Genomic DNA, 26768 nt, shown 5'->3' on the forward strand with positions numbered 1-26768 from the left:
GCACCGCCGCACGCGCCGAGCACGGCGACCACTTTCCCGCGCTCGGCCGAGGCCGCCGGTGCCAGCGCCAGCGCGCCGATGCTGCGCAGCACGTCCGCGGCCTGGGCGGGCAGGGCGAAGACGTCCTCGCGTGCCGCGGTCGGGGCGGTGTCCGCGACCACGGTGAACACGTTCGGTCCCCGTGGTTGGGTGCTTAAGGAGGGGGCCCGGAGGTCGTCGATAAGCAAGGCATGCGCCTTGGGTGCGTGGCGGGCGAGCTGGGTGTCGTCGGCGGCGTCGATGACCTTGCGGCCGGTGGCGGCGGCGATGTGGATGGCTTCGGAGTGCAGCGCCGGGTCTCCGACGGCGACGACGATGGGGCCTGTGTTCGTGTGTGTCATGGCGGTAGCGTGCAACCGCGACAACCCGGAAACAATGGGCAAAATTTTTTCTGTGGATAACCCGCCCTACTTGCGGACGTTTCAACAATTCCACTGTGGATAAGTCGCCCCACACGTCACATTGGTTTCTCAGGCCTTAGCTACGCATCCGTAGGGTTTGGGGTCTACACTGCAGGAGTATGTCTGCTAACAAGCCGGTGGCGGCCTTCTTCGACCTGGACAAGACGATCATTGCGACGTCGTCCGCGTTCGCCTTCGGCAAAGAATTCCTGAACAACGGGATGATCACCCGCCAGGAAGCGTGGGAGCTCTACCTCACCAAAGCCCAGTACATGCTGGTGGGACAGTCCAGCGAGAAGATGGACTCCACCCGCGACGCGCTGGCGCAGATGGTCGCCGGATGGGATGTGGAGGACATCCAGCGCATCACCCGCGACACACTGCGCGAAGTGGTCGCTCCCGCTATTTACGCCGAGGCGCGCCAGCTTATCGACGACCACAGGCAAGCCGGCCACCACGTCATCATCATCTCCGCCTCGGCGGCGATTTTGGTGGAGCCGATCGCTGAAGAACTGGGTGTGGACACCGTGGTCGCCACGGAGATGGCCGTTGAAAACGGAAAGCTCACCGGCGAAATCACCCGCTACCTCAAAGGCGACGCGAAGGCCGAGGCGGTGCGCCAGTTCGCCGCCGAGCACGACTTCGACCTGGACAACAGCTACGCCTACTCCGACTCCGCCACCGACATCCCCATGCTGGAGCTGGTGGGCAACCCGGTGGCCGTGAACCCGGACCGGGCGCTGAAGAAGCACGCGCTGGCCAACGGCTGGCAGGCTCGCACCTTCAAAAACCCCGAGCCACTGTTCCAGATGCCCAACGCGCGCGAGGTGGGCATCGGCGCCGGCGTGATCGCGGGCGTGACCGCCCTGGCTGTAGCGGGAGTGCTTATCGCCCGCGCCATGGGCGGCAAGGACGACAAGCGCTCGGCGTAAAACCTGGCGGTTTCACGCCGGGAATTATTGGCCGTGCCACTCGGCCAAGCGCTCGCTCAGCACCTGCCAGGACTCGTCGTGGGCGCGCCGGTTGGCCTCCTGCGTGCCGCCGAACATGATCTGCCAGCCATTCTGCTGGGCATCCGAATCCTCGAAGAAGACGTGGCCCGCTCCTTCGTAAACATGTGCTTCAGCGCGCGGGGCCTGCTCCGCGAGCGCCTTCGCGGCGACGTCGGACTGCCACATCTGGTCGTCGCCCGCGCCGAAAAGCACGGCGTTGCCGTCGAAGCCGCTGAGGTCGATCCGGGCATCGTCGCCCGCGGATTCGGCCGCGCCCTCGTATGTCGGCCGGTAGGCCACCGGGTACGCCGCGATCATCCGGCCGAACATCTTCAAGCCTGCGAGCATGCCGGACTGCCTGAAGGACGCGAACGGCACCGCCTCGCCCCGCACGGTGAACGACGGCAGGTCCTCGCCTGTGGAAAAATCCAGGCCGCTGTAGGAGTATTGCGCCGGCACGAACGCTACGAGGTTGTCCACCGCGAACCCGTTGGCGGCCACAAGCGCGGCGAACTCCGCCCCCTTGGAGGTGCCCACCACCGTCACCGGCGACGGGTCCGCCACATGCTCGTCGATATAGTCGGTGACTTCGTCGAACTGCTCGAGCGGCACCTCCGCCAGCGTCGGGCGTTGGTTGTCCTGGCCGAAGAAGTACAGGCTGAGCACCTCGTAGCCGTCGTTGGCCAGCGCTTCGGCCCGCGCGTAGTCCGGAGAGCCCTCGGAGCCTCCGTAGACCACCACCACGCCGCGGCGCTCGGGCGCGCCCTCGGCGGGCTGGAAGTGGAAGCCGTTGAGATACTCGCCGGAAATCTTGCGCACCCTCTCGCCTTCCGGATACTCGGCGGCACTTGCGCCTCCGGAGGCGTCGGCCTGCGCGATCGGGTACTTGTTCGCGTTGTAGGCACGCAGACCAGCGACCACCAGCGCCAGCACCACAATCACGCCGAGAAACCAGACAATTGCCTTACCTATACGTTTCAGGCCCCTCATGCTTTACTTTTCTACCCCGATTCGGGCAAATGCCTCCATACATCGCTAACATCGTGTGAAGAATTCCAGGCACCTTCCCGGGTGCCGTGTAAAAGCCACCCAGGAAGGTGAACTACAAGTGAGCAACGAAGGCCTCTACACCAGCGGCTCCACCGCCGTGAACGCCAAGGTGGACTCCATCCCGCTGCGCGACACCTACGCCACCCAGCCGGGCAACGACTCCATCGGCACGCTGATCTCCAACGCGTCCCAGCAGGTTTCCACTCTGGTCCGCGGCGAGATCGAGCTGGCTAAAGCCGAGGTCGTCGGCGAGGTGAAGAAGGGCGCGATGGGCGGCGGCCTGTTCGCCGTGGCCGGCGTGATCGCCCTGTACTCCTCCTTCTTCCTCTTCTTCGCCATCGCGGAGATGCTCGCGTCCTGGATGCACCGCGGCTGGGCGTTCCTGATCGTCTTCCTGGTCATGCTGGCGCTGGCCGGCCTGCTCGCGTTCATCGGCTTCAAGAAGATCAAGAAGATCAAGGCGCCCGAGAAGACCATCGAGTCGGTCAACGAGCTGAAGAACCTCAAGCCGGGCCAGGCGCAGAAGAACCTGGCTAAGGACGAGGCAGGTCTCTACACCTCCTCCGGCACCGGCTCTTCTCTGCCGCGTACCGGCTCCGCCGCCGTTACCCGCTAACGCACGCTTGCGTATCCGCGGGGCGCGTCAAGCTCCGCACATCCCCTACGCGCTGCTGCACCTGGTGTGCAGTCAGCGCGTATCCCGTTTCTGAGGTGTCCAGAGACGCACCGAAGATCATGCCCGCGACCTCGCCGTCCGGGGTGAGCAGCGGCCCGCCGGAGTTGCCCTGGCGGATGTTGCCGCGGATGGTGTACGCCTCGCGCTCCACGCGCCCGGTGGTGTAGATGTCCGGGCCCGCGATTTCTAGCTTGCCGCGGATGCGCACCGGCGCCGCCTCGAACGGACCGGATTTGGGGTAGCCCATCACCACGGCGCTGTCGCTGACCGCCAGCTCCTCATCCGCCCAGCGCAGCTCCGGCAGCCCCAGCTGCTCGGCGCGCAGCACCGCGATGTCGGTGTCCGGGTCGAACAACACCACCTGCGCGGGCTTGACGCCCACCACGGTGTCCAGGGCCACCCGCGCGGTGCCGGCGACCACGTGCGCGTTGGTGAGCACGTAGCCGTCCTCGATGACAAAGCCGGTGCCCATCAGGCGCCGCCGGCAGGTCTCCGCGTCCCCCATCACGTGCACCACGCTGGGGCGCAGCTTCTCGACGACCTCCGGTTCCACCACGGACCCATCCGGCGCCGCCACCTGCGCCCCGCCCGGCGAGAAGGGGGAGACCAACGGCGGCAGCCCGGATTCGTCGAGAAGCGCCGCGAACCTCGCCGGCAGCTTCGAAGCCTCCTCGGGGGCGGCAGCGTTGATGGTGCCGAAGACGCGGGAGGAGCGGATGCCGTCGCCGATCTCGCCCGGCACCGAGGCCGCCAGGGGGATGGAGATGAACCACAGCACCGCGGCCACCGCCACCGACTGGAACGTCGCGCCAAGTGCGGAATCCAGCACGCGGCGACCCCGGGAGCGCACCCGGCCGCGCAGGCTTCCGCCGACGGTGACGCCGACGAGGTTGCCCAGCCCCACAAACAGCACAACCAGGGCGATGAGCAGCACGATGCGCACCGTCTGGGAATCTGACAAATCCAGCGCGAACGGCGCCAGCGCAAGCCCGATAACCAGGCCCGCCACGACGCCGACCGCGGACAGCACCGCAGACAGCGCCCCCTGGCGCCAGCCACTGATAAAGGCGGCGACGACGGCGAGCGCGAGCAGGACGTCGATAACCAGGTGCATTCCGGTGATGTTACCGCTCACGGTTGGCAGAACGCGCCAGCGCAGCCCGCAAGTCGCCGGGCTTTTCGTCCCAGGGCCGCACCCAGCCGCCCAGCTTCAGCACCACGGCGAGCAGCACACCGGTAAAGCCCCACACCAGAAACTCGCCTGCCCAGAACGCTGGCCCCGACCATTCCTGAATCCCCAGCATCGCCCGGTTTCGCGGGTCCACCAGCTCGCGCACCGGCACGAAGAACACCGCGTCCGTCTCCTCCTCGCTGGCCGGGTAGACCTCGCCCGGCTCCGGGGTGAACGCCACCACAGGCCGCACGCGCCGGTTGCTGCCGCCGGTGGTGGCCGCGTCCAGCATGGCCAGCGGGACCACCCTGTCCGGGTCCAGGCCGGTTTCCTCCCACGCCTCGCGCAGCGCGGCATCCACAGGCCCGCCGTCGCCGGGGTCGATGTGACCGCCGGGGAACGCCATCTGGCCGGAGTGGCTGCGCATGCGCGGGGTGCGGTGCGTGATCAGCACGCGCGCGTCTTGCGGCAGCTCGGTGGCGCGCGGGTCGCCGGCGAACAGGATCAACACCGCGGCCTGGTCCGCGCCGTCTTTCTGTAGCACGCGCGGCGACAGCAGCCGACGCGGGATCGCCGCCCCGCCGCCCTCGATGGCTTCCACCAGGGGTTTCAGCCACAGCGGCGCGCGGTCCGGGCGCAATGGCGCATCCATTTACAGCGCTCCTTCGACCGCCGCGGCGAGTTCTGACGCCGAGGTGAACTCCTTGGCAAACACCGCCACCTGTTCGCCGCCGCGCAGCACCACCGTCACCGGCACCACCGGCGGCAGGCCCTGCTCCGCGGCGAAGGCGCCCGAGTCGTCTTGGTAGCTGGGCAGGCCCACCCCGAGATCCTCCAGCAGCGCAGCGCCGTTGCCCGCGTTCTGGTCCGCGTGCACGCCCACCACGGTGTACTCCGGGTGCGTGCGCGCGAACTCCTCCACCGCCGGCAGCTCCGCGCGGCACGGCTGGCACCACCAGGCCCACACGTTGACCACGGTGATCTCCTTGGCCTCGCCGGCCATGTCCCCGCCGAGGCACGGCAGATCCAGCCCAGCCGGGCAATCGGGTCGTTGGGGCATGTGCTTCTCGACGGCCACAGGGTCCCCCGTTGGTTGATCGTCGACAAGCAAACTGCGCACTCCGAGCACGAGCAGCACCGTTGCCGCCACGATGACCGCAACACTCACCCAGATCGCGCGCTTCATGCGAGCCCCAGAATGTGCTCGCGCTCCGGGCCCGTGACCAGGTCCGCGGCCGCCTCGGGCTCGACCGGGCCGGCGCCGAAGCTGGGGCAGTCGAACGCGATCGGACACACGCCGCACGCAGGTTTGCGGGCGTGGCAGATGCGGCGGCCGTGGAAAATGATGCGGTGGGAGAACATGGTCCACTCGCGGCGCTCAATGAGCTTCGCGATCGCGTGCTCGATCTTCACCGGATCCGTCTCGTCGGTGAGCATGAGGCGCCCCACCAGGCGCTGGAAGTGTGTGTCCACCGTCAGCCCCGGCATGTCGAACGCGTTGCCGCGCACCACATGCGCCGTCTTCCGGCCCACGCCAGGAAGCGAGACCAGATCCTCCAGCTTGGTGGGCACCTCCCCGCCGAAATCGGTGACGAGCTTTTGCCCCAAACCGATGAGGTTTTTGGCCTTCGAACGGTAAAAGCCGGTGGAGCGGATGATCTCCTCCACCTCCGCCTGATCCGCCTCCGCGTACGCGTGTGCCGTGGGATACTTGGCAAACAGCGCCGGGGTGACCATGTTGACGCGCACGTCCGTGGTCTGCGCCGAAAGCACCGTGGCCACCAGCAGCTCCAGCGGGTTGGAAAAGTCTAGCTCAGCGCGTGCGCCGGGGAACGTCTCCGCGAGCGTGCGGTTGATGCGGCGGGCGCGCCTGGTCCGCCCGATATCCGTCTCCGAGCCCTTCGCCGCCGGGTGGGATCCGGGGCGGCGGTGCTTCTTCGGCGTGGTGGAGGACATGACCGACATGCTAGTTATGCGTGGCGTAAAATGACACCTATGAATCTGATACTCGTTGTGCTGGTCCCGCTGGTGCTCGGAGCGTTCCCCCTGGCGATGGAACGGCTCGGGGCGCGCGGGGGGGATTAACACCAACTTGGTCAACCGCCTGACCAAGACCGCACTTGGGTGGTAAAGTGCGAGTCGCACTGTGACGGCTGCTAAAAAGTTACGCGAAAGTGACTGCAACCACTGCCCCTGGCCGTCCCAACCGAGGAGGATTCATGGAAGGCGTACAGGACACACTCGCCCGCGCCGGCATTTTCCAGGGCGTGGACCCGGAAGCAGTAGCCGCGCTGATCAGCGAAATGGATACGGAGACCTTCCCCAAAGGCACCACCATCTTCGACGAAGGCGAACCCGGCGACCGCCTCTACATCATCGTCGAAGGCAAGATTAAGCTCGCCCGACACGCTCCGGACGGACGTGAAAACCTGCTGTCCGTGATGGGCCCGTCCGACATGTTCGGCGAGCTGTCCATCTTCGACCCGGGCCCGCGCACCTCCTCCGCCGTGTGCGTCACCGAAGTCACCTGCGCCACCATGGACTCCACCATGCTGCGCACCTGGATTGACAGCCACCCGGAGATCTCCCAGCAGCTCCTGCGTGTCCTGGCCCGCCGCCTGCGCCGCACCAACGCCTCGCTGGCAGACCTCATTTTCACCGACGTGCCCGGCCGCGTGGCCAAGACGCTGCTGCAGCTGGCCAACCGCTTCGGCACCCACGAAGGCGGCGCGCTGCGCGTCAACCACGACCTGACGCAGGAAGAGATCGCCCAGCTCGTCGGCGCCTCCCGCGAGACGGTGAACAAGGCGTTGGCCACCTTCGCCCACCGCGGCTGGATCCGCCTGGAGGGCAAGAGCGTGCTCATCGTCGACACCGAGCACCTGGCCCGTCGCGCCCGGTAGGTGCACGGGTTTCGTGGGCCGGGTTGTGCAAAACTCGGCAACGCGAAAATCTGACCTGGGGGTTTACAAACCGAAAACCGGTAAAGTGCCGATCCCTACAAAACCCGAGTGAGGGACAAAAAATAGGCCCAGCCGCGGTGGCTGGGCCTTTTCTTTTGCCTCACCCTTAGGGCGCGGCCTTCAGGTAGCGCAGGGCCACGCGGGTGGACTGCTCGGCGGCGCCGCGCAGCACCGGGTCGACATCGTCGTAGATCGCGTCGACCAGGGTGTTGATGTCTGCGTTCTCGCCGTGCGTCTTCAGCGCTTCACGGATCTGCTCCAGGCGCTGGTTGCGGCGGTCGATGTACTTGCGGGCGTACGCCGACAGGTCCGCACCCTCGGGGCCGTGGCCCGGCAGAAGCGGGATGTCCTTGCCCTGCTCCTCCAGGAGCTCCAGGGTGTCCAGGTACTTGCCCAGGTCGCCGTCAGTCTCGGAGATCATGGTGGTGTGGCGGCCGGCGATGGTGTCGCCGGTGATGATGCCCTCCAGCTCAGTGGTCTCCGGGTCGCCCGGGTAGACAAAGAAGCACACGGAATCGCTGGTGTGACCCGGGGTGGCCACAACCTTCAGGCGTGGGGTGATGCCGTCGACGGCGACCACCTCACCGTCGATAAGCGGGTCCGCCCCCGAGCTGTACTGCGGATCCAGCGAGCGAACCGGCGCGCCGGTGAGCTGGCGGAAACGCTCCGCGCCATCGGCGTGGTCGTGGTGGCGGTGCGTGAGCAAAATCAGCGCCACCTCCCCCGCCTTGGAGTGGAGGACGTTGAGGTGGCCCTCGTCCTCCGGACCCGGATCAACGACGATGCTTCGCTGATCCCCCTCACCCCTGATCACCCAGGAGTTGGTCCCCTCGAGCGCCGCGTAGCTGGGGTTCGGCGCCAGAACCACCGCGGCGTTGGCGGTCACAGGGCGCAGTTGGCTGTAAGCGGGATGTTGCATGTGCCCCAGCGTACCCGCTTAGCAGCCGTTTATTGGTGTTCTAGCTCTTCAGCTCGACGACGAGCTCGACCTCGACCGGCGTGTCCATCGGCAGTGCCGCCACACCCACTGCGGAGCGGGCGTGCGCGCCGGCCTCGCCGAAGACCTCCTGCATGAGCTCGGAGGCACCGTTGATCACGGCGGGCTGGCCGGTAAACGCCGGGTCAGAGGCGACAAAACCGACGATCTTGAGCACGCGGGCGACGTTGTCCAGGCCGACGAGGTCGTCCACCGCCGCAATCGCGTTGAGCGCAGCCTGGCGGGCGTAGCCGTAGGCGGCCTCCTCGGTGACCTCCGCGCCGACCTTGCCGGTGGCGGGCAGTTTGCCGTCGGTAAACGGCAGCTGGCCAGACGTCCAGACCTGGTTGCCGGCCTGCACGGCGGGAACGTACGCCGCCACTGGCGCGGCGACGGTGGGCAGCTCGATGCCGAGCTCCTTCAGACGATCAGTCCACATTTATTCGACCTCCCGCTTCATGTAAGCGACAACGTTGTCCTGGGTCGGACCCGGCGTGACGGAGACGAGCTCCCAGCCGTCCTCGCCCCAGGTGTCCAGAATCTGCTTGGTGGCGTGCGTGAGCAACGGAACCGTTGCGTACTCCCATTTCGTCATGGCGCCCAAGACTACCTACAGGCCGACAACTTCGCCGCCGGCGGAGAGGTGCTCCGCCCAGTCGGTCACGTGCGGATTCTTGCGCAGCACCGCGCGGCGCTGACGCTCCGTCAACCCGCCCCAAACGCCGAACTCGACCTTATTGTCCAGCGCGTCCGCGCGGCACTCGGTGAGCACCGGGCAGGCGCGGCAGATCGCGGCGGCCTTGCGTTGCTCCGCGCCACGGACGAACAAGGCGTCCGGATCCTTGCCGCGGCACTGTGCGTGAGTTACCCAATCCCCCCGGTCAAAAACGAGATGTCCGGATGCGTCGCACTTGCGGGACGTGGTCCGTTGTGCGTTTCGCTGCGCGGTGTTACCCAAAGCCGTGGTCATAGCCGTGCTCCTTACTCGTTCACCTGCGCCGTCTCTCGGGCGCAGTTTTATACATCCGACCGCATATCTGCGGTCCCATGTAAATGTAATCACACAAAAAAGATTTCTGTCGAATGGGTCACATTTTTGGGGGGTCTTTTATATTCCCGCACGGGGGCCGAGTCATTTAAGGTAATGGCGTGTCCGCACTGAAATCTCTAGGAAGCCTGCTGGCCGCGCTCGTTGCGGCGGCGCTGGCCATCGCGCTTTGCCTCGCCCCCATCGCGGGCCTGGGCGGCGCTGCCGTCGCCCGCACCGACGAGACGATGCAGTCCAACCTCTCCGACCTCACCCACGGCGAAGTCCCCGGCGTCACCACAATTAACGACGCCACCGGCGCCCCCATGGCTTGGATTTTCAAGCAACGCCGCTACGAGGTGGCCAGCGACGGGATCTCCCAGCACGTCAAGGACGCCCTGGTGGCCACGGAGGACCGCCGCTTCTACCAGCACGAGGGCGTTGACATGCAGGGCTTCGCCCGCGCGATGGTGACCAACGTGCTCGCAGGCGGGGTGCAGCAGGGCGCGTCCACGATCAACCAGCAGTACGTGAAGAACTACCTCTGGCTCATCGACGCAGAGAACGAGGAAGAGGCCAACGCCGCCACGGAGCAGTCCATCCCCCGCAAGCTGCGCGAGATGCGCATGGCGTCCGACCTGGACAAGACACTGGAAAAGGACGAGGTGCTGACCAGGTATCTCAACCTCGTTTCTTTTGGCAACCACTCGTTCGGCATCGAGGCGGCGGCGCTGACCTACTTTGATGTCCCCGCCCGGGACCTTGACCCGGCGCAGGCCGCGCTACTGGTCGGCATCCTGCAGTCTGTGGAAGCGCTCAACCCGTACACCAACCCGGAAGGCGCAACTCAGCGCCGCAATGTGGTTCTGAACAACATGGCGGCTCAGGGCTACCTGGACCAGGCGGAGGCGGACCGCCTGGCAGGCGCCCCGCTGGGGATTCTCGAGCAGCCGAAGACGCTCCCGCAGGGGTGCATCGCCGCCGGCGACAAGGGCTTCATGTGCGACTACGCCCTGCGCTACCTGGAGGACAAGGGCCTGGGCATGGAGCAAATCCTCAACGGCTCGTACACCATCACCACCACCTTGGACCCGGCGGTGCAGGAAGCGGCCAACAACGCAGTGCGAAACAACGTCAGCCCATACGCCCCGGGCGTGGCCGAGGTCATGAACATCATCCGTCCCGGCGCGGATTCCCGCGACATTTTGGCCATGGCGTCCTCGCGCTTCTACGGCCTGGACCTGGACCAGAGCCAGACCTTCTTGCCGCAGCCGGTGTCCCTGGTAGGTGCGGGCGCGGGCTCGGTGTTCAAGATCTTCACCGCCGCCGCGGCACTGGAGCAGGGCTACGGATTGAACACGATGCTGGAGACGCCGGTGCGCTCGGTGCTCTACGGCATGGGCGGCGGCGGCGCGGCTAACTGCCCGCCGGGTGCGTACTGCGTGGAAAACGCCGGTACTTACGCCCCGCGCATGACGCTGCAGGACGCGCTGGCACAGTCGCCGAACACCACGTTTGTGGAGCTGATCCAGAAAACCGGCGTGGCTCCCGTGGTGGATTTGGCGGTGCGCCTGGGCCTGCGCTCGTACGCGGACGAGAATTCGTTCGGCGACGGCCGTTCCATCGCCCAGGCGGCCAAGGAGGAGAACATGGGCGCGTTCACCCTGGGCCCCCTGGCGGTGAACGCGCTGGAGCTGTCCAACGTGGGTGCCACCTTGGCCTCGGGCGGGCGCTGGTGCGAGCCGAACCCGATCAAGGAAGTGCTGGACGAGCACGGCAAGCAGGTCTTCATCGACCGCCCCGCCTGCGAGCAGGCGGTCGACCCGGAGGTCGCCGGCGCCCTGTCCCACGGCATGTCAAAGGACATTATCGACGGCACCGCGTCCGCCTCCGCCCGCAACAACGGCTGGTCCGCCCCGACGGCCGCGAAGACGGGCACGACGGAGTCCCACCACTCCACCGCGTTTCTGGGATTCACCCAGGCGATGTCGGCCGCGCCGTACATCTACAACGACGGCGTGCAGTCCACCCCGCTGTGCACTCAGCCCGTGCGGCAGTGCCAGTACGGCACACTGTTCGGTGGCAATGAGGCCGCGGACACCTGGTTCCAGGCGGCGGCCGGGGTGCCGGGGGCGGCTGCGGGCGGGCTGCCGCCTGCGAGCCCGGTGCACATGCGCGGCACGAAGCGCGCGGCGCTGGACGCGGTGGTCGGCCAATACTCCTCCGCCGCGAAGTCGCAGCTTGAGGCGCAGGGGTACACGGTCACGATCAACACTGTTCACGGCGCCGGCGCGCCGGCTGGCACGGTGGTCTCCGCGGTCCAGGACGGCCCGAACACGACGGTGACCCTGAACGTCTCCGACGGCGCCGGTGCGGCCAGCGCCAGCCCCTCCGCGCCGCCGAGCTCGGCCGCGGCCCCCTCGCCGTCCGCGCCGCCGCAACCAAGCCCCGCTGCCCCGCCCGGACTGGAGGGCCTCGAGCAATCGCTGAACGACGCCCGCGACGCCATCGCCGACGTCTTCGGCGCCAGCAACAACAACGGCAACGGCAACAACGCCGGCGCCCCGAACGGTGCCGCCGGCGTCAACCCAAACTAATCCAGTGGACTAGCTCAGGCGGGCCTTCACGGCCTCGGAGAGGCGCTTACCGTCGGCGCGGCCCTCGGCTTTGGCGGTGGCGGCCTTCATGACCTGCCCCATCTGCGCCATGGACTCGGCGCCGGTTTCGGCGATAGCTTCGTCGATAAGCTTGGCAAGCTCGTCGTCATCCAGCTGCTTCGGCTGGTACACCTCGAGAATGCCCGCCTCGGTGAGCTCGGCCTCGGCCAGGTCGTCGCGGCCGTTGGATTTGTAGATGTCCGCGGACTCGCGGCGCTTCTTGATCTCACGGGCGATGATCTTCTGGATCTCCGCGTCGTCTACCTCGTGCTTGGAGCCCTCGGTCTCGGCGGTCTGGATCGCGGCCAGCAGCATGCGGATGGTGCCGGTGCGCTCCTTTTCCTTCGCCTTCATGGCTTCTTTGAGGTCTGCGCGGATCTGGTCTTTCAGTGCACTCATGCATGCGAGATTACAGTGGTGCGGGTGAAGAAGTTGACGGGAATCGGAGCACTTGGCCTATCGACGGGCGCCGCCGCGCTGACGTGGGGATACACCCAACGCAACAATTTCCAGCTGCGCGAGTACACCTTGCCCCTGCTCAAGCCGGGGGTGCTGGACGGGCGCGGGGAATTTCGGGTGCTGCACGTGTCCGACCTGCACATGATCCCGGGACAGCGCCAGAAGGTGGAGTTCGTCTCCAGCCTGGATGCCCTCGAGCCGGACCTGGTGGTCAACACCGGCGACAACTTGTCGGATGTCGGCGGGGTGCCGTGGGTGCTGGACGCCCTGGGCCCGCTGTTGAACCGCCCGGGCGCGTTCGTGTTCGGCACCAACGACTATTGGGCGCCGCGGCCGGTCAACCCGTTGAAGTACCTGACCGGGGCGAAGCGCGAGCCGTCGTATGAGGACCTGCCTTGGGAGGGAATGCGCGCCGCGTTTGTGGAACGCGGCTGGCAAGACGCCACCCACGCCCGCCTGGAGTTCAAAGCCTCCGGTGTGCGCCTGGCGCTCGCGGGCGTGAACGACCCGCACCACGAGCTGGACCGGTATGCCGAGGTCGCCGGCGCGCCAAATGCAGACGCGGATCTGTCCATCGGCCTGCTGCACGCGCCGTACCGCCGGGTGCTGGACGCGTTCGAGGCGGACGGCTACCAGCTGGCGCTCGCCGGCCACACCCACGGCGGGCAGATCTGCCTGCCCGGCGAGCGCGCCATTGTGACCAATGCGGACATCGACCGCGAGCGCGCCTCCGGGCTGCACAAGTACGGGAAGATGTGGATGGAAGTGTCCAACGGCCTGGGCCAGTCCAAGTACGCGCCGGTGCGCCTGTTCTGCCCGCCGTCCGCGAGCCTGATCCGGGTGGTGGAGCGCGGAGAATAGGCCTTGCTACCTGCCGTTTTGGCCGATTCGCCGCCCGGGGGTAATGTGTTGCCAGTACCGCGGGCGAGAGCCTGAGGATACAACCGGGATATGGCGCAGCTTGGTAGCGCGCTTCGTTCGGGACGAAGAGGTCGCAGGTTCAAATCCTGTTATCCCGACCAGCCGTGTCTCTTGGAGTTTCTCCAAGAGACACTTTTCTTTTTGCATGTCGGCACGGTCAGTAGAGTTGCCTTTGTGCAAAAGAAGAAGAAAACCTTCTCCCTCCCCGGCCGAGTTCCGGTGTCGTCGATTTTTCTCGATGAATCGGGCTCACGGAACTCTTCGGGCGGCTTCTTCGTAGTTGGTTTCGTAAAGGTTAGAGATCTCCAGCTTCTCGACAGAGAGATCCGCCACCTGCGCCAAGCCCACAAATTCCACCAAGAAATCCACTTCGCCGATATCAAAAACAACAAGGTCAACTTCTACTTTGATCTTGTCGAACTTCTAGCCGCAGCCGATGTACGCGTTGGCGGCTCCGTTTATGACTCCACAGGTTCTTTCCATCCCGACAAGGACACATGGGAACAGCAAGCAACCATGGCATCAAGGTTGATTCGCGGAAATATCAATCGCGGAGAACTTGTAAACGTCTTCGTCGATCTCGTTCAGACTCCCCGCGGGGAATCAGTAGCACAAACCGTGAAAAACGATGTTAACCGTGCCTTAGGAAGCCGATGCGTGCTGGAGGCCTACGACTTCAATTCTGAAGCAAGCGATTTCCTGCAGCTAGCCGATATTGTTGCTAGCTCAATAGCGTATGAGCGCCGACACGGAAGAATGGATCCAGCTCGACGCAACACTCCGAAGGCTCGAGTCGCAGCTCGCCTTCGCCGTGCGCTGGAATTAGATAGTTTTGACGATATTCAGCAGGGCAAAGTCAACATTGTGACCATGCGGGAGAAGTAACTCATTGACTTTGGCTCGCGCCACCCTATAATTAACTGTCCGAGGGAATTGGGCTAGTTACCCACCACCTCTCGGACCGGCTGGGATTGAGTTCGCAGTACCGGATCGCGCATGAATCGTTGCGCATGACAAACGTGAGTGGTCTTCCATTCCTTAAGTGGGATGCGGGGACCACTCTTTTTCGTCCCGCCCTCCCCGTTAACACTCTCGCAACACGGCCCCCATCACACTGGTGCAGGTACCGCTTCGAGTACGCACCTACACCTTAAGGAGGCCCTCATGAAACGCATCATCACCAGCGCCGCCGCCTGCGCGATCGCTCTCGGCACCGTCGCCGCCCCGGCCCACGCCGCCACCGTCGGCGAGAAGGACGCGGACGGCAACTGCACTGTCACCCTCACGGACGCGGAGAAGGAGTTCATCATGGGCACCTTCGACGAGTCCAAGAAGATCGGCGAGCACGAGCGCGCCCGCGATTTCGTTGCTGCTGTGGAGACGGTCTACCCGGGCGTCATGTCCGCCAACGAGTCCGACCTCAAGGGCGAGGCACCGGATTACTCCAAGATCCTGCCGGCTGACCTGGTCAAACCGTACACCAAGGCACTGCGGACCCTCGACGAAACCGAGCCGACCACCGCCACCACCCTCGAGGATGTGGACACCGACGCGTGGCAGGTCGGCCCGTCGACCGCGCCGATGGCCGAGGCCCCGTTCACCGAGGGCACCAAGCTCTACGAGGCATGGTCCGCCACCCCCAGCGGCATGCTCGCCATGAACCAGCAGCTTATCGACGTAGCTAACGCCTCAGCCGCCGCCTCCTGCGCCAAGGGCGACGCGAAAGACATGGACTACCCCACCGCACCCATCGCCCTGGATAAGACCAAGCCGGGCATGGACAAGCCGGATATGGGCAAGGACACACCGGGTAAGGACAGCATGAAACCGCGCGACAAGGGCTCGTCCGAGATGGACGGCAAGGACGCCCCGAACGTCGCGGCCATCGTCGGCGGCGTGATCGCTGCCCTGCTGGCGCTGGCAGGCATCGCGGCAGCGCTGCCGATGCTGGGCATCAACGTGCCCGGCATGAACATGCCGCGCATGTAGCCCCCGCCCAGACACGCAACCAGACATCAAGCAGGCGTGCACCGCAAGACCCCAGGTCGCCAGCCCCGCTCAGGTCTGGTTTCACGCTGAGGTCTGCTTACGCCCCCGTAACCAGACCTCAGCGAACGGCACCGGGCAAGGAACGACGGCCCGGACATGCGAAACGTCCCGCCCTCGGTGCTGTGCCGGGGCGGGACGTGACGGGCTAGAAAAATTTAGCGCTTCGCGATCGGGCCGAGAACCTCATCGACCGGGAACGGGAAGAGCAGCGCCAGCAGCGAGAGCAGGCCCACGATGCCGGAGATCGCCAGAACGGCGATCAGGCCGACATTGGAGAGCGAGGAACCGGCGGAGCTCTGGGAAGGCTGCTCATCGGTCGTCGCCTCGACCGGCTTCATCTTGTTTTCAAAGGTGAGGCCGTGGTTGATGCTCTCGATGCCGAGGGCGTTGTTGACCAGGAAGAACAGGTCGGTCTGGTCGATCTGGCCGGTGACGTTGGCAGCACCCGGTCCGGACGCGGCCACGCGCAGCTGCGCGCCGGTGTGCTGCTGGCCACCGAGCGCATCCTCGTCCTCGTTGGTCTTCGAGGTGGCGAAGTTCACGGCCATGGTAGAGCCTTCGACCGTGGTCAGCTGGGTGACGCGGCCGGCGGTGTTGGCGTTGTCGTAGGTGATCTGCGCGGTGTGAGCGTGGTCGGCGGTGGCGACGATCAGGGTCTCCTCGCCGGTTTCCTCCACCCACTTCTGCACGGCCTGGACAGCCTCGTCGAGCTGGCCGACCTCACCGATCAGGCCGCAGGCATCCGCCTGGTGGTCTGCCTTGTCCGGAGACGCGGACTCGACCTGGAGCAGGAAGCCGTTGTCGTTCTTCAGCAGCTCGAGCGCCTTGGTGGTCATCGCGCCGAGACGCGGGGTCTCAGCGGTGAACTCCGGGTTGGCTTCACAGGTAGCGGCATCGACGTCGCCGCCGTCGGTGGTCGGGATGGTCTGGTTCAGCACTCGCGGCATGTTGCCCTCGGAGAACAGGCCCAGCACCGGCTTGTCGGCGTTCGCCTCGGCGATAGCGTCCAGCTCAGAGGCGTTGGTGACAACCTGGTAGCCGTTGTCCTTCGCGTTTTCCAGCACGGTCTTGCCCGCGGTCCAGGTGTTACCGTTCTCGCCCCACTGGCCGCCCTGCTTGACCTCGGTGTTGAAGTAGCTGCGGCCGCCGCCGAGGGTGACGTCGGCGCGCAGGTCCACGATCTGCTCGGAGATGGAGCCCAGGCCGCCGTTCTCGCGCAGCTGGTCACCCTGCGCAACCTTCTTGTCGCCGGACGGTGCGTAGTAGGAGCGGTCGAGCGCGTGGGCTGCGAAGGCAGCCGGGGTGGCGTCCTGGATCTCGGCGGTGGAGACGTTGCCGATCTTCATCCCGCGAGCCTTGGCCAGCTCACCCATAGTGGCAACCGGCTTACCGGCGTTGTCCACACCGATGGCGCCGTTGTACGACTTCACGCCGGAGTTCCACGCGGTACCGGTGGCGGCGGAGTCTGCCACGTAGTTTGGCAGGCCGGTCTCCTTATCCAGGGAGAAGGTGGTCAGGTACCCGGTGTAGTCCAGGTTGTCCAGGCCCTCGAAGCGACCGGCGGAGCCCTTCAGGTAATTGCGGGCTGCGGTGATCTCGGAGTCGCCGGTGCCGTCGCCGATCAGGACCACGACGTTCTTCGCCTTGGCGTTGTCGATGCCCTGGCCGTCCTTGCCAAACTGGGCGCAGTCGCCCACCTTCGGAGCCTCGCCGGCGGCGACAAGGTAGCACAGCTGGTCGCCCGGCTTCGCCTTGGAGCGGTTCGCCAGGGAGACGACCTTGTTGTCCTTGTTAATCTTCCACGGCTTCTGGCCGCCCTCGGTGCCGCCGTTGAGGCCGAGCGCGTTCGCCATGACGTAGAAGGCGTCGGTCTGGTCGAGCTGGCCGTTGACGTTCTCGGAACCCGGGCCGAAGCCGGCGATGCGCACCTGGGTGCCGGTGTGCATCATGGAGAAGTTCGGGGTGTCGAACGGATCGCCGTTCTGCTTGGCGTCGTAGGTCAGGTTGCCGTCCTTATCCATCCACGGGATGGTGCCGAAGCCGACGGACATCGTGGCGCCGTCCTTCGGGGTCTTCAGACGGGTCACGGCGGAGACGGACGGGCGGCCGTCCGGGATGATTTCGGCGGTGTGCGCGTGGTCCGCGGTGACAACGATCATGGTGTTGCCGTCTGCCTTGGCAAAGTCGAGCGCTTCCTTGATCACTTCGTCGATCTGCTCGGTCTCGCCGATCATGCCGCACGCGTCGGCGTCGTGGTCGGCCTTGTCGATGGACGCCGATTCCACCTGCAGGAAGAAGCCCTTGTCGGCCGACGGATCGTCGAGAAGCTCGATGGCTTTCTTCGTCATCTCGGCGGCGGAAGGCTCGTTGCCGCGGTCCGCCTCCTTGCACACCTCCGGCTCGGTGGTGCCGTCGGACTTCACCGGCACGGTGCGCTCGAACTTGCGGGCCATGTTGCCGTCGTTGAACAGGCCGAGCACCGGGTTGTCCTGGTCAGCCTTGGTGATGCCGTCCAGGCCAGCCTTGTCGTCGACGACGGTGTAGCCCTTGGCAATTGCGTTCTCGCGGACGGTCTTGTCGGCCTCCCAATCGGCGCCGCCGTCGTTCTTGACGGTCAGGAACGGGTTGCGGTTCTCGCCGCCCTCCACGACCTTGGTGTCGAAGTACTTGCGGCCGCCGCCGAGGGTGACATCGGCGCGGGTGTCGATGATCTGCTCGGAGATGGAGCCCAGGCCGCCGTTCTCGCGGGCCTCGTCGCCCTGCACGACCTTCTTCTCGCCCGACGGCGCGTAGTAGCCGCGCTGGGAGATGTGGGAGTGCATCGCGCCCGGGGTGGCGTCCTGGATCTCCGCGGTGGAGACGTTGCCGGTGCGCATACCGGCGTTCTTGGCCATCTCCAGCAGGTTCTCGTGCGGCTTGCCGGTGATGTCCACAGACAGGGCGCCGTTGTAGGTCTTCGCGCCGGTGGACCAGCCGGTCGCGGACGCGGCGGAGTCCGTCACGTACTGGCGCTTGCCGTCCTTGCCGATGGCGAACGTGGTGTACGCGCCCGACGCGGTCAGCTCGTCCAGGCCCTCGAAGCGGCCGTTCGCGCCCTTGAGATAGTTGCGGGCCGCGGTGATTTCCTGGTGGCCCATGCCGTCGCCCAGGATGAAGATGACGTTGCGTGCCTCGGCGTCGGAGTTGCCCTGTCCACCCTTGCCAAACTGGGTGCAATCGCCCGGCTGCGGGGCGACGATGTTGCCGTTCGAATCGATGGAGATGCACGTGTCTTTGCCGTTGAACGCCTGCTCAGCGGTCTGTGCGATGCCGGTGGGCAGATTCGACATCGCCAGCGCAGAGATGCTGACGACTGCCGCGACTGCCTTTGAGGAGAAACGCATAAGAATTCCTTGAGGTAAGAGGGACGGTTTTCGTAGCCATGGCGCAAGCTACTCCCAGGTTGCGTACAGAAGGCTACATTCAGGTGAATTTCAGGTTACGTCCACATCGGCGCAGCTCCGGGCCCTATATGTGTTGCAGGTAAGTGAAATCGGTGTTCAACTAGCGGCGTTTTATTCGTCACGAGAGGTCTGACTACTCCCCCGCAACCGGACCTTCAATGCAAAAGACGGCCCCCGGATCGCTCCGGGGGCCGTCTTCCTTCGCGCGGGCTAGCGCGAGTTACTTCTCACCTGTCGGCTTCGCTGCGGTGGTCAGCGCGGTCTTCTTGGAAGATCCAGACTCACGGGAGGATGAGCCGGCCTTTGCGCCGTCCGCCTTCTCCGACGACGCACCGAAGTCGAGCTTGCGCTCGGTGGAGCCGAGCACGGTCATGCCGTTGTCGAAGCCCTCCTCGGTACATGCCTGGGCGATCAGCGTGCCAGTCAGCGCTGCTGCGGCCAGGGCGCCGAGAGCGATGCCCACCGGGCGCAGCTGCTCGCCGTAACCGCCGTAGCGCTGGTTGAACTGCTGGTTCAGCGCGTTGGCCTGTGCCTCCATCTCGCGCATCCACTCCGGCTTTTCAATGCCGCGGCCGCCATGGCCGAAGTCCGGGGTGTTCTCGCGGACGAACTGCTGCCAGCGTGCGTTGAGCTGTCCGGTTACCTGGTTGATCTGCGGGCCGAACGCCTCGTTGACGCCGTAGCCGACTGCGCCCAACAGGCCGATCGGCAGCAGCCACAACAGCGGGCTGTTCGCGGCGAATGTGTTGGCGACGCAGCGCTCCGCGGACGAACCCTTCTCGTCCTCCGGTGCCTTCGGGTCCTCCGGCTTCGGCTGCTCGGGCTTCGGGTCCTCCGGATTGTCCGGATTGTCCGGATCCTCGACCGGCTTGCCGGTGCCCACGCGGATGATCAGGTTCTTCGGCTCGGAAAGCGTCTCGTCGGTCACCGTCGGGTCGCCGAGCTCCTTGCCGTCCTTCATCTCCCACACCTTGGTGGTGCGCTTCAGGCCGGTTTCACCGTGGGAATCCACCTTGACCACGCCGGCAGCCAGGGTGTCGTCCTCGATGAAGATGGTCTCGAACGGGACAGGCTCGGTGATGACTTCGCGCTTTTCCTGCAGTTCCTTGGCGGTGCCGATTTCCAGGATGTAGTCCTGTGCCTCGGTGACCGTGGTGGCGGTCTCGCCCACGTGCTGCACCAGGCCCGGCTTACCTTCCTGGATCACCTTGTGCTCGCCGGCCGGCAGGTCCGGGTTCTCGCTGGTGATCACCTTGAACGGCAGCGCCTCGAGCCAGTTCAACTCGTCCGGCTGCTTCGCGCCTACGCGGATGAGACGCGGGATAGCGTCCTTGATGTTCTCCACGCTGGTCTCACCATCGACGGTGGTCACGCGGACGGTGCCCGGCGTGCCCTCGCGGACCACAACCTGCTCGCCCGGCTTCAGCGACGGGTCAAAGATCAGCTGCGTGGTCGGCGGCACGTCCAGCTCGGTCACGGACGCGTCCTTCGGCGTCTTCTTGGTGCCAATGCGGATCACGGCGTTCTTCGGCTCGCGGGTGCGCTCGGTGTTCTTGGCCGGATCGCCGAACGGCTTGCCGTCCTTGATCTGCTGGGTCGTGGTCTCGACCTCTTCGCCGAACTCGCCCTGCTCAATCCGCTGCGCGCCTTCCGGCAGATCCGGGTCGTAGACAACCTCGGTCTCGAACGACACCGGACGGGTCACCTTGGTCACCAGCGTGTCCTCGGTCGGGCCGTATTCGACGATGCGCTCAACCGGCTTCTTGTCTTCGAGCTTGGTCACCTCGCCGGTTTCCGGGTTGGCGGAGTACTTCGTGGAGCCGTTCTCGCCGACTTGCACCACTCGGGTCTCGCCCGGCTTCAGCTCAGGGTTCGGGCGGACAATGGTGTTGTACGGCACCTCGGAGGTCCAGGTGAACGGGTTGGTCTCCGCCTGCTTGATGCCCACGCGCACAACGCGCTGGACCGGCTTCTGCGTTTCAACCTCTTCGACCGTCCACACCTGCTTGCCGTCGACCATCTCCAGCTTCGGGCGGAGCGTCTTGGAGCCCGGGGTGCCCTCCTGATCGACGACCTCTTCGCCTGCGGGCAGGTTTGGGTCGTGGACAATGCGGGTCGGGTACGGCAGCTCGACGGTCAGGGGCTCAGTGCTTGGCGACGGCGCCGGCGCCGGCTCTTCCGGATCCGGCTGCTTCGTGCCCACGCGGATGATCGCGTTCTTCGGTGCCTTGGTCTGCTCAGTGGTCACGGTCGGCTCGCCGGAGGACTTGCCGTCGACGATCTTCTGGGTGGAGGTCACAACCTCGGTGCCGAGCTCGCCCTGCTGATCGACGACCTGCTCGCCCTCCGCGAGAGTGTCGTCGAAGACGATCTCGGTGTCGAACGGCACCGGCTTTTCCACCTTGGTCACTACAGAGGTGTCCTCAGCGGCCGGGCCGTACTCGATGATCTCGTTGACCGGAGCCTTGGTCTGCTTCTCCTCCGGGGTCACCGTTGCCTGGTCGCCCTTAGCGGCGAAGTCAGCGGTGTAGGTCTTCTCGCCCGGTACACCCTGCTGGGCAACCTTGATCTCGCCCGGCTTCAGCGCCGGGTTCGGACGAGTCTCAACCTCGAACGGAACTTGGGCGGTCCAGGTGACCTTCTCGGACGCCTCGGACGGCTTGGTGCCGACGGTGATGACCTCGTCGACAGGCTGCTTCGTGATCTCCTCGGTGATCTGTGGATCGCCCGGCTTGGAGTTGACGATGTCGCGCTTGATCGTCACCGTCTTCTCGCCCGGCTGACCCTTGGTGGTCACCTTGGACTCGCCGGCAGGCATGTTCGGGTCGTACTTGACCACGACGTTGTAGGGAGTCTCAGCCTTGTAAAGCTCGGTGTTCTCACCGGTGGTCTTGGTGCCGACGCGGATCTTGGCCTTCTTCGGGGCCTTGGTCTCCTCAACGTTGATTGCCGGCTCGCCGTCCGGCTTTCCGTCGACGATCTTCTGGGTGGAGGTGATGGTCTGCTCACCCGGCACGCCCTCTTCGTCGACAACTTGCTCGCCGGACTCGAGGGTGTCGTCGTAGACGTACTCGATCTCGAACGGGACCTCTTGGGTCTTCTTGCTGGTCAGTTCCTGGTCAGGGATGCCCGGTCCGACCTCGATGATGCGAGTAACAGGCTCCTTGGTGGTCTCTTCTTCAGCAACCTGCGCCTCAGAGCCCTTGGAGGTGAACTTGGCGGTGTAGGTCTTCTCGCCGTTCTCGCCTTCCTGGACGGTCTTCATTTCGCCAGGCTTGAGCTCCGGGTTCTCGCGCACCTCAGTCGGGTACGGAATCGGGAACTTCCAGGTCACGTCCTTGGCGCTCTCAGCCGGCTTGGTGCCGATGACAACGACCTCGTTCGTCGGCTCCTCGGTGCGCTCCCAGGTACCGTCCTGGTTCATCTTCTCCGCGCCAGGCACACCCGTGGTCTCAACCTTGTAGGTGCCGGCAGGGATGGAGTTGTCGTACTTGTACTCGACCTTGAACGGCACCTCGCGCGTGGGCGCATCCTCCACGTTCACCGTTGCTGTGGTGGTGTCCTTGGAGCCGTCCTCATACGTCACGATGACCGGGACGTTGATCTTGTCGCCTGCCTTGGCAGTTGACGGCGCGGTGGAGATGACGTTGCCCTGCTTGTCCAAGCCGACAATCCAGTCACCGTTTGCGGTTGCAATCTTGTAGGTCGGGTTGCCGTGAGCGTTGTTCTCACCAGTGGGTTCGCTGCCCGCTGGGAGCCCCGCCGGGTCAATGACAAACGGGTCTACAGCCGCATAGTTGACGTCTTGCGGCTTGTCCACGCTCAATGGCGAGGTAACCGTGCCGCCCGGGCTGACCGTCTCAGTCGGGAAGGTCGGATTGGCCTCCCAATTGTTGGTCATCTTCACCACGGTGGCCACGGGGACCTCATCAATCGAACCATCAGGGTAGGTGACGGAGACGTTGTACCTGTGCTTGTCGCCAGGCTTGGCGTTTGCAGGCGGGGTCACTGAAACTTCGCCGGTGGCGGGATCGATCTTGTACGTCCAGCCGTCGACAGTAGTCTCAGTGACCGGCTCATCGCCCTGCATACCGAAGGAGAAGGTCGAACCATCCGGAATGTTGTTCAGGTTGACGTTTCGCTTCAGCTCTTCGCCTGGGCCCGCATCCTGCACGGAGTAGGACGGCTCATAGACGTCCTTCTGCGACTCCCTCACTTTGAACGGCGCCAAGACAATGTCCTGGGAACCGTCGAGGTAGGTCACGGTCACAGGCACCTGAATGCCGTCGCCCGCCTTGGCCGTCTTCGGCGGCGTTGCGGTGACAACGCCGGTTTCATCAACCTTGACTGCCCAACCATCAACAGTGTCAGGCACGCTGTAGCGCTTCGACACGTCCGTAGCCAGGTCGCGATCAGGGACCTTCGTGTCCTCCGTGATGGAGGAGGCAACACCCTCGCCCGGCTTGGTGGTCTTCTGCTCGTACTTCGGCTCATAAATCTGACGGTGCTCGCCCTGAGCCACCACAGTGGCGATCGTGAAGTCCGTCGAACCATCCTTGTACGTCACACGCACGGGAATGTCCGCGGACGAGCCCGGCAACACGCGAGCAGCAATTGGCGTCTTGATCTCGCCCGTAACCGGGTCAATCTTCACCTGGTCCCAGGTGAGGTTACGCGGCGGCGCAATGTAGTCCGGGTCATTCGGGTCAGTGACCAGGGAGAAGCGCGGCTCCGAGGCGTCGCTGAGGTTCTTGCGGTCAACCTGGCTTGTCACCGTTGTTCCGGTCTTTCCCATCACCGTTGGGTACGACGGCTGGTTGGCACGCGCGTGGGTCCCAACCACCGTGAAGTCTGCCGGCACCTCAGCCGTAGAGCCATCCGGATAGGTGACATGTACCGGGATGGAGACGGACTGACCATTCGGAACGCTTGGGCCTGGGGTCGCGGTGATGGTACCGCTTTCGTCAATAGTGAACTCCCAGTCCTTCGGCCACTGATTCTTCGGCGGCAGCTTGAACGTAGCCAACTTCGGATCGGTCAGGAGGCTCTGGAACTCGGTGCTCACCGACTCCCCTGCCTTGGTCAGCTTCGGCTGGTAGTGCGCGGTATCCTCACCCGACTTGTCACCGATCACGCTGATGGTGCCGGTAGTGATCTGCGGGTTTGCGCCGGTGGCATAATGCACCTTCACCGGCACGGTCAGCTGCGCGCCAGGGAAAACATTAGGCGGGATGGTGGTAGACAGTTCGCCGGTGTCCGGGTCGATCTTGAGCGTCCAATCGCCGGTCGTGTACTCGGTGGAGCCGTCCTCGAAGGTGTAGCGGTTCGGCTCTTCGTCCGTGTCCTTGCCGCCCTGCCCAACCGGGGGCATCACCGGTTGGAGCGACACTTCCTCATTATTTTTACCGGAGACCGCGGTGTAGTCCGGCACCTTCACATTGTTGATCACCTGGAAGGTCAGCTTGACAGTGTCGCTGGTGCCATCCGGGTAGATGCCCTTAATCTCTGGGGAGATCGTGGAGAGGTTCGGAGCGTCTAACGGTGCGGTCGCGGTGACCGTGCCGTCGTCACCCACCTTGACAGTCCAGCCCTCCGGCACAGTGCTCGGATCGACTTCATACTTCGTCGGCTGGACGGGGTCGCGGTCTTCAAAGACAGGCTCCCAAGTCAGCTGCGCGTCGATGGGTTGTCCCGGAACACCCGTGGTGGTCCCAGGGCTAACCAGCGTAGTGACCTGGGTGTTATTGGGGTCCACAACAACAAGTAGCGGAATGATGTCACGGGAACCGTTGGAGTAGGTCACAATGACGCGCGGCTGCGCGAAGGTCCCTGGCCGCGGGTCCTTTGGCGCGGTGACGGTGACTTCATAGGTATTGGGATCCATCTTGACATCCCAACCCGAATAGACGTTCTTCTTGTCCAGCTTGACCTCGGCATCAACGCCGCCGTCCTCACGCTTCTTCACCAGGTCCGCAATCTTGTCCCCGGCTTCCTTGAACGTGACCACCTGGCGTTCCTTGGTGGGCTTATTGTCTTCCACGCCGGAAATAATTGCCTGCTGATCGGGGTCATACTTCGGGTCGTGGAACTGGGTGTCGTCGAAGCTCCACTGGTGGTTGGCGATTACGTTCGGCTTGTTATAGCGCGGCAGCGAGTTGGAGCTGTCGAAGGCCTGACCTTCGCCACCGTTGTTGTTCTCAACGGCTACTTGGAGCTGTTCCACAGAACGAGGCTTGGCCAGCACACTAAAGCGCATGCCCTGCTGATCGCTCAGTTTCGTGCCCTTGTACTTCGGCATGGTGTAGAAGATCTCGCCGGTAGTCTCATCAATACGTACGCTCGGCGTATCAGCGCCGGAAGCATCGGTATCGCTTGTACCGATGAAGTTACCCTGGGCGTCGTAGGCCTCCACGACCATGCGGGACATGGAGTCATCGGTGCCGCCGTTCTGCACAGCCGGAACATTGATCTTGCCGACCTTGAGCTCCTCGCCCGGCCTAATGACCAACTTCTCCCGGTTCTCCCACGACACCGTGATCGGGTTACATTCGATGTTCTCACTCGGCCACGGGTTCACTACGGCGCGGAAGCTTTGGTTGGCCCCGTGGGTGGCCCTTGGCCCATCAGGATTTTCCTTCGTATAGTTTCCCTGCCAGGCATAACGTACTGGGTTAGCGGTAGTGGCCTCAGCGAACTGCTTGACTTTCGCATCGGTCAGCTTCGCATTGAGATTCAGGGGTCGTTGTGGCCCAGAAGTAGTAATACCGAGGATTTCGTCGGCCTTGTGCGTAACCACCTTGTCAACAAGGGTCTGACCGGCATTCATAGCGGAAATTTGAGCTGCATCGAGGTACGTGCCCATCCTGCCATTATTGGTAAAACCCCAATCGGCGAACGTGCGGTCCTTCGAGTTATCAAAGGAGACGCTCAAGCCCCAGGCTTTCTTGTCGGGGCTGCTCGCAGACGGTTCAGAGGTATACCAGCTGAAACCAGCCTGGCTGCCCTGCTGAGAGTTGTCTGCCTGAACAACACACGAACCGGCGGGCAGGTCGGAGGCCTTCTGGGCGTCCTTCTCCACCGCGCCGGACTTGTCACGGATGCCGCCGGAGAGTGTGGCGGCCGCAGCCTCCGGCGCAAGCGGGCCAGGGGCGACGACACTCAGGCCGCCAAGCGCGAGCGCGATTACGGACGAGGCTGCGATGCTACGCGAAGTTGTGTTGCGTAGACGCCGAGTTGATTCAGCCACTAGGACTCCTTCTCCGATCCGCGGAGCGGATGCCCTTGCAGCCGCGCCGCCACTATGAAATGTTACGCCCCGCCGAATGGAGGGGACAGATAACAACACATCTTAAAGAAATGCTGAACATGTGTCTAGCTAAACTTTTGCTTAACGACGGCTTCGCACCCCCACCAACCCGGCCCCTGCCAGCACCATGGAGAGCAAAACCGCCGAGACAATGGCGCGGTAGTCGCCACCATTGCCGCCCGCGGACACTGCCGTGGCAGCCCAATGCATTGGCGCCACCTGCGACATTAATGTCCAGACCCTATCCACTTGTGCGGTGGTGGCTGTACGCCATACCCAGCCGACAAGACCAGTCTGCACGAGCGCGAGCACCCCGGCAAGGCCCAAGCCCACTCCAGCGCCGAGTGATCGATTTAACACGGAAGCGAGGCCGGCGCTTGCCAAGGTGCCCATAAGCAGACCCATAAACGAAATTACATATTCCCGCACGCTAAAGCCGGAACCGATCACGCCCGCCAGGACGGTGCCGGCCGTCGCAATAAACACGGAACCGGCCCCCAGGACCCACCAGCGACCGCGGGTGGCGAACCACGCGGCAGCGGCAAGCGCGGTGCCGCCCAGCACCGCCATGGCTGCCAGCAGCATCGCCGCCACCGGTGCGAGCGTGGAGCCGGCCGGCCCGGACTCGGCGGCACCCG

At 64.7% G+C, this 26768-nt stretch carries 19 protein-coding genes, 1 tRNA gene and 2 pseudogenes; 8 read left to right on the forward strand and 14 right to left on the reverse strand.

What is annotated here, in order from left to right; genetic code table 11:
• Positions 1–380 (reverse strand): annotated as a pseudogene (locus tag HMPREF3151_RS06725) (hypothetical protein); the annotation flags it as partial.
• Between the two features lie 179 nt (positions 381–559).
• On the opposite strand from HMPREF3151_RS06725, the gene HMPREF3151_RS06730 reads away from it, so the two are divergent.
• The gene (locus HMPREF3151_RS06730) at positions 560–1372 is read left to right on the forward strand and encodes an HAD family hydrolase (RefSeq protein WP_070474799.1); all 813 of its coding nucleotides are present in this window, start codon (positions 560–562) and stop codon (positions 1370–1372) included.
• A 24-nt stretch (positions 1373–1396) separates the two neighbouring features.
• On the opposite strand, the gene HMPREF3151_RS06735 is transcribed toward HMPREF3151_RS06730, so the two are convergent.
• Positions 1397–2422, reverse strand: a complete 1026-nt coding sequence (locus tag HMPREF3151_RS06735; protein ID WP_083290228.1) for an acyl-CoA thioester hydrolase/BAAT C-terminal domain-containing protein — start codon at positions 2420–2422, stop codon at positions 1397–1399.
• A gap of 118 nt (positions 2423–2540) precedes the next feature.
• Here HMPREF3151_RS06735 and HMPREF3151_RS06740 point away from each other — a divergent pair, with 118 nt between their 5' ends.
• On the forward strand, positions 2541–3098 hold the full coding sequence (locus tag HMPREF3151_RS06740; RefSeq protein ID WP_070474800.1) for a phage holin family protein: 558 nt from the start codon (positions 2541–2543) through the stop codon (positions 3096–3098).
• Here HMPREF3151_RS06740 and HMPREF3151_RS06745 read toward each other — a convergent pair.
• Genes HMPREF3151_RS06745 through nth form a run of 4 tightly spaced genes read right to left on the reverse strand, consistent with a single transcriptional unit; the run spans position 3088 to position 6285 of the window.
• Entirely contained in the window at positions 3088–4272 is a 1185-nt protein-coding gene (locus HMPREF3151_RS06745; RefSeq protein ID WP_070474801.1) for a MarP family serine protease, read from the reverse strand. The two genes, HMPREF3151_RS06740 and HMPREF3151_RS06745, sit on opposite strands and share 11 nt — an antisense overlap.
• A 10-nt stretch (positions 4273–4282) precedes the next feature.
• Positions 4283–4981: an NUDIX hydrolase gene (locus HMPREF3151_RS06750; protein ID WP_070474802.1), complete on the reverse strand. Its 699-nt coding sequence runs from the start codon at positions 4979–4981 to the stop codon at positions 4283–4285.
• Complete coding sequence (locus HMPREF3151_RS06755) at positions 4982–5515, reverse strand: TlpA family protein disulfide reductase (protein WP_070474803.1); 534 nt, start codon at positions 5513–5515, stop codon at positions 4982–4984.
• On the reverse strand, positions 5512–6285 hold the full coding sequence (nth, locus tag HMPREF3151_RS06760) for an endonuclease III (protein WP_070474815.1): 774 nt from the start codon (positions 6283–6285) through the stop codon (positions 5512–5514). Before nth ends, HMPREF3151_RS06755 begins: the two co-directional genes overlap by 4 nt.
• Positions 6286–6548: 263 nt before the next feature.
• Here nth and glxR point away from each other — a divergent pair, with 263 nt between their 5' ends.
• The gene (glxR, locus tag HMPREF3151_RS06765; RefSeq protein ID WP_070474804.1) at positions 6549–7232 is read left to right on the forward strand and encodes a CRP-like cAMP-activated global transcriptional regulator GlxR; all 684 of its coding nucleotides are present in this window, start codon (positions 6549–6551) and stop codon (positions 7230–7232) included.
• A 166-nt stretch (positions 7233–7398) separates the two neighbouring features.
• Here glxR and HMPREF3151_RS06770 read toward each other — a convergent pair whose 3' ends face one another.
• Genes HMPREF3151_RS06770 through HMPREF3151_RS06780 form a run of 4 tightly spaced genes read right to left on the reverse strand, consistent with a single transcriptional unit; the run spans position 7399 to position 9238 of the window.
• A complete protein-coding gene (locus HMPREF3151_RS06770; RefSeq protein WP_070474805.1) occupies positions 7399–8211 on the reverse strand; it encodes an MBL fold metallo-hydrolase in 813 nt (270 codons plus the stop codon).
• Positions 8212–8251: 40 nt separating this feature from the next.
• The gene (locus HMPREF3151_RS06775) at positions 8252–8707 is read right to left on the reverse strand and encodes a RidA family protein (RefSeq protein ID WP_070474806.1); all 456 of its coding nucleotides are present in this window, start codon (positions 8705–8707) and stop codon (positions 8252–8254) included.
• On the reverse strand, positions 8708–8863 hold the full coding sequence (locus tag HMPREF3151_RS11830; RefSeq protein WP_168160614.1) for a Sp36 family protein: 156 nt from the start codon (positions 8861–8863) through the stop codon (positions 8708–8710).
• A 15-nt stretch (positions 8864–8878) separates the two neighbouring features.
• Positions 8879–9238, reverse strand: a complete 360-nt coding sequence (locus HMPREF3151_RS06780) for a WhiB family transcriptional regulator (protein WP_070474807.1) — start codon at positions 9236–9238, stop codon at positions 8879–8881.
• Positions 9239–9417: 179 nt separating this feature from the next.
• Between HMPREF3151_RS06780 and HMPREF3151_RS06785 the strand changes: the two genes are divergently transcribed.
• The gene (locus HMPREF3151_RS06785; protein WP_070474808.1) at positions 9418–11892 is read left to right on the forward strand and encodes a penicillin-binding protein; all 2475 of its coding nucleotides are present in this window, start codon (positions 9418–9420) and stop codon (positions 11890–11892) included.
• 9 nt (positions 11893–11901) lie between these two features.
• On the opposite strand, the gene HMPREF3151_RS06790 is transcribed toward HMPREF3151_RS06785, so the two are convergent.
• Positions 11902–12351: a GatB/YqeY domain-containing protein gene (locus tag HMPREF3151_RS06790; protein WP_070474809.1), complete on the reverse strand. Its 450-nt coding sequence runs from the start codon at positions 12349–12351 to the stop codon at positions 11902–11904.
• Between HMPREF3151_RS06790 and HMPREF3151_RS06795 the strand changes: the two genes are divergently transcribed.
• The 4 genes from HMPREF3151_RS06795 (at position 12331) to HMPREF3151_RS06805 (ending at position 15321) form a co-directional block, all read left to right on the forward strand.
• Complete coding sequence (locus HMPREF3151_RS06795; protein WP_083290231.1) at positions 12331–13272, forward strand: metallophosphoesterase; 942 nt, start codon at positions 12331–12333, stop codon at positions 13270–13272. The two genes, HMPREF3151_RS06790 and HMPREF3151_RS06795, sit on opposite strands and share 21 nt — an antisense overlap.
• A gap of 84 nt (positions 13273–13356) precedes the next feature.
• Positions 13357–13433: transfer RNA gene (locus HMPREF3151_RS06800), tRNA-Pro, on the forward strand.
• Between the two features lie 73 nt (positions 13434–13506).
• Entirely contained in the window at positions 13507–14217 is a 711-nt protein-coding gene (locus HMPREF3151_RS11570; RefSeq protein ID WP_168160615.1) for a DUF3800 domain-containing protein, read from the forward strand.
• A gap of 279 nt (positions 14218–14496) precedes the next feature.
• On the forward strand, positions 14497–15321 hold the full coding sequence (locus tag HMPREF3151_RS06805) for a hypothetical protein (protein ID WP_070474810.1): 825 nt from the start codon (positions 14497–14499) through the stop codon (positions 15319–15321).
• A gap of 215 nt (positions 15322–15536) precedes the next feature.
• Here HMPREF3151_RS06805 and HMPREF3151_RS06810 read toward each other — a convergent pair whose 3' ends face one another.
• The 3 genes and pseudogenes from HMPREF3151_RS06810 to HMPREF3151_RS06820 all read right to left on the reverse strand — a co-directional run.
• Entirely contained in the window at positions 15537–18764 is a 3228-nt protein-coding gene (locus HMPREF3151_RS06810) for an alkaline phosphatase (protein WP_070474811.1), read from the reverse strand.
• Positions 18765–19044: 280 nt separating this feature from the next.
• Positions 19045–26070 carry a G5 domain-containing protein gene (locus tag HMPREF3151_RS06815; protein ID WP_083290230.1) on the reverse strand — a complete coding sequence of 2342 codons (7026 nt, stop codon included), beginning with the start codon at positions 26068–26070 and terminating at the stop codon, positions 19045–19047.
• A gap of 141 nt (positions 26071–26211) precedes the next feature.
• Positions 26212–26768, reverse strand: a pseudogene (locus HMPREF3151_RS06820) (hypothetical protein); the annotation flags it as partial.

It is taken from the genome of Corynebacterium sp. HMSC05H05, from assembly GCF_001807265.1.
Classification (GTDB): domain Bacteria; phylum Actinomycetota; class Actinomycetes; order Mycobacteriales; family Mycobacteriaceae; genus Corynebacterium.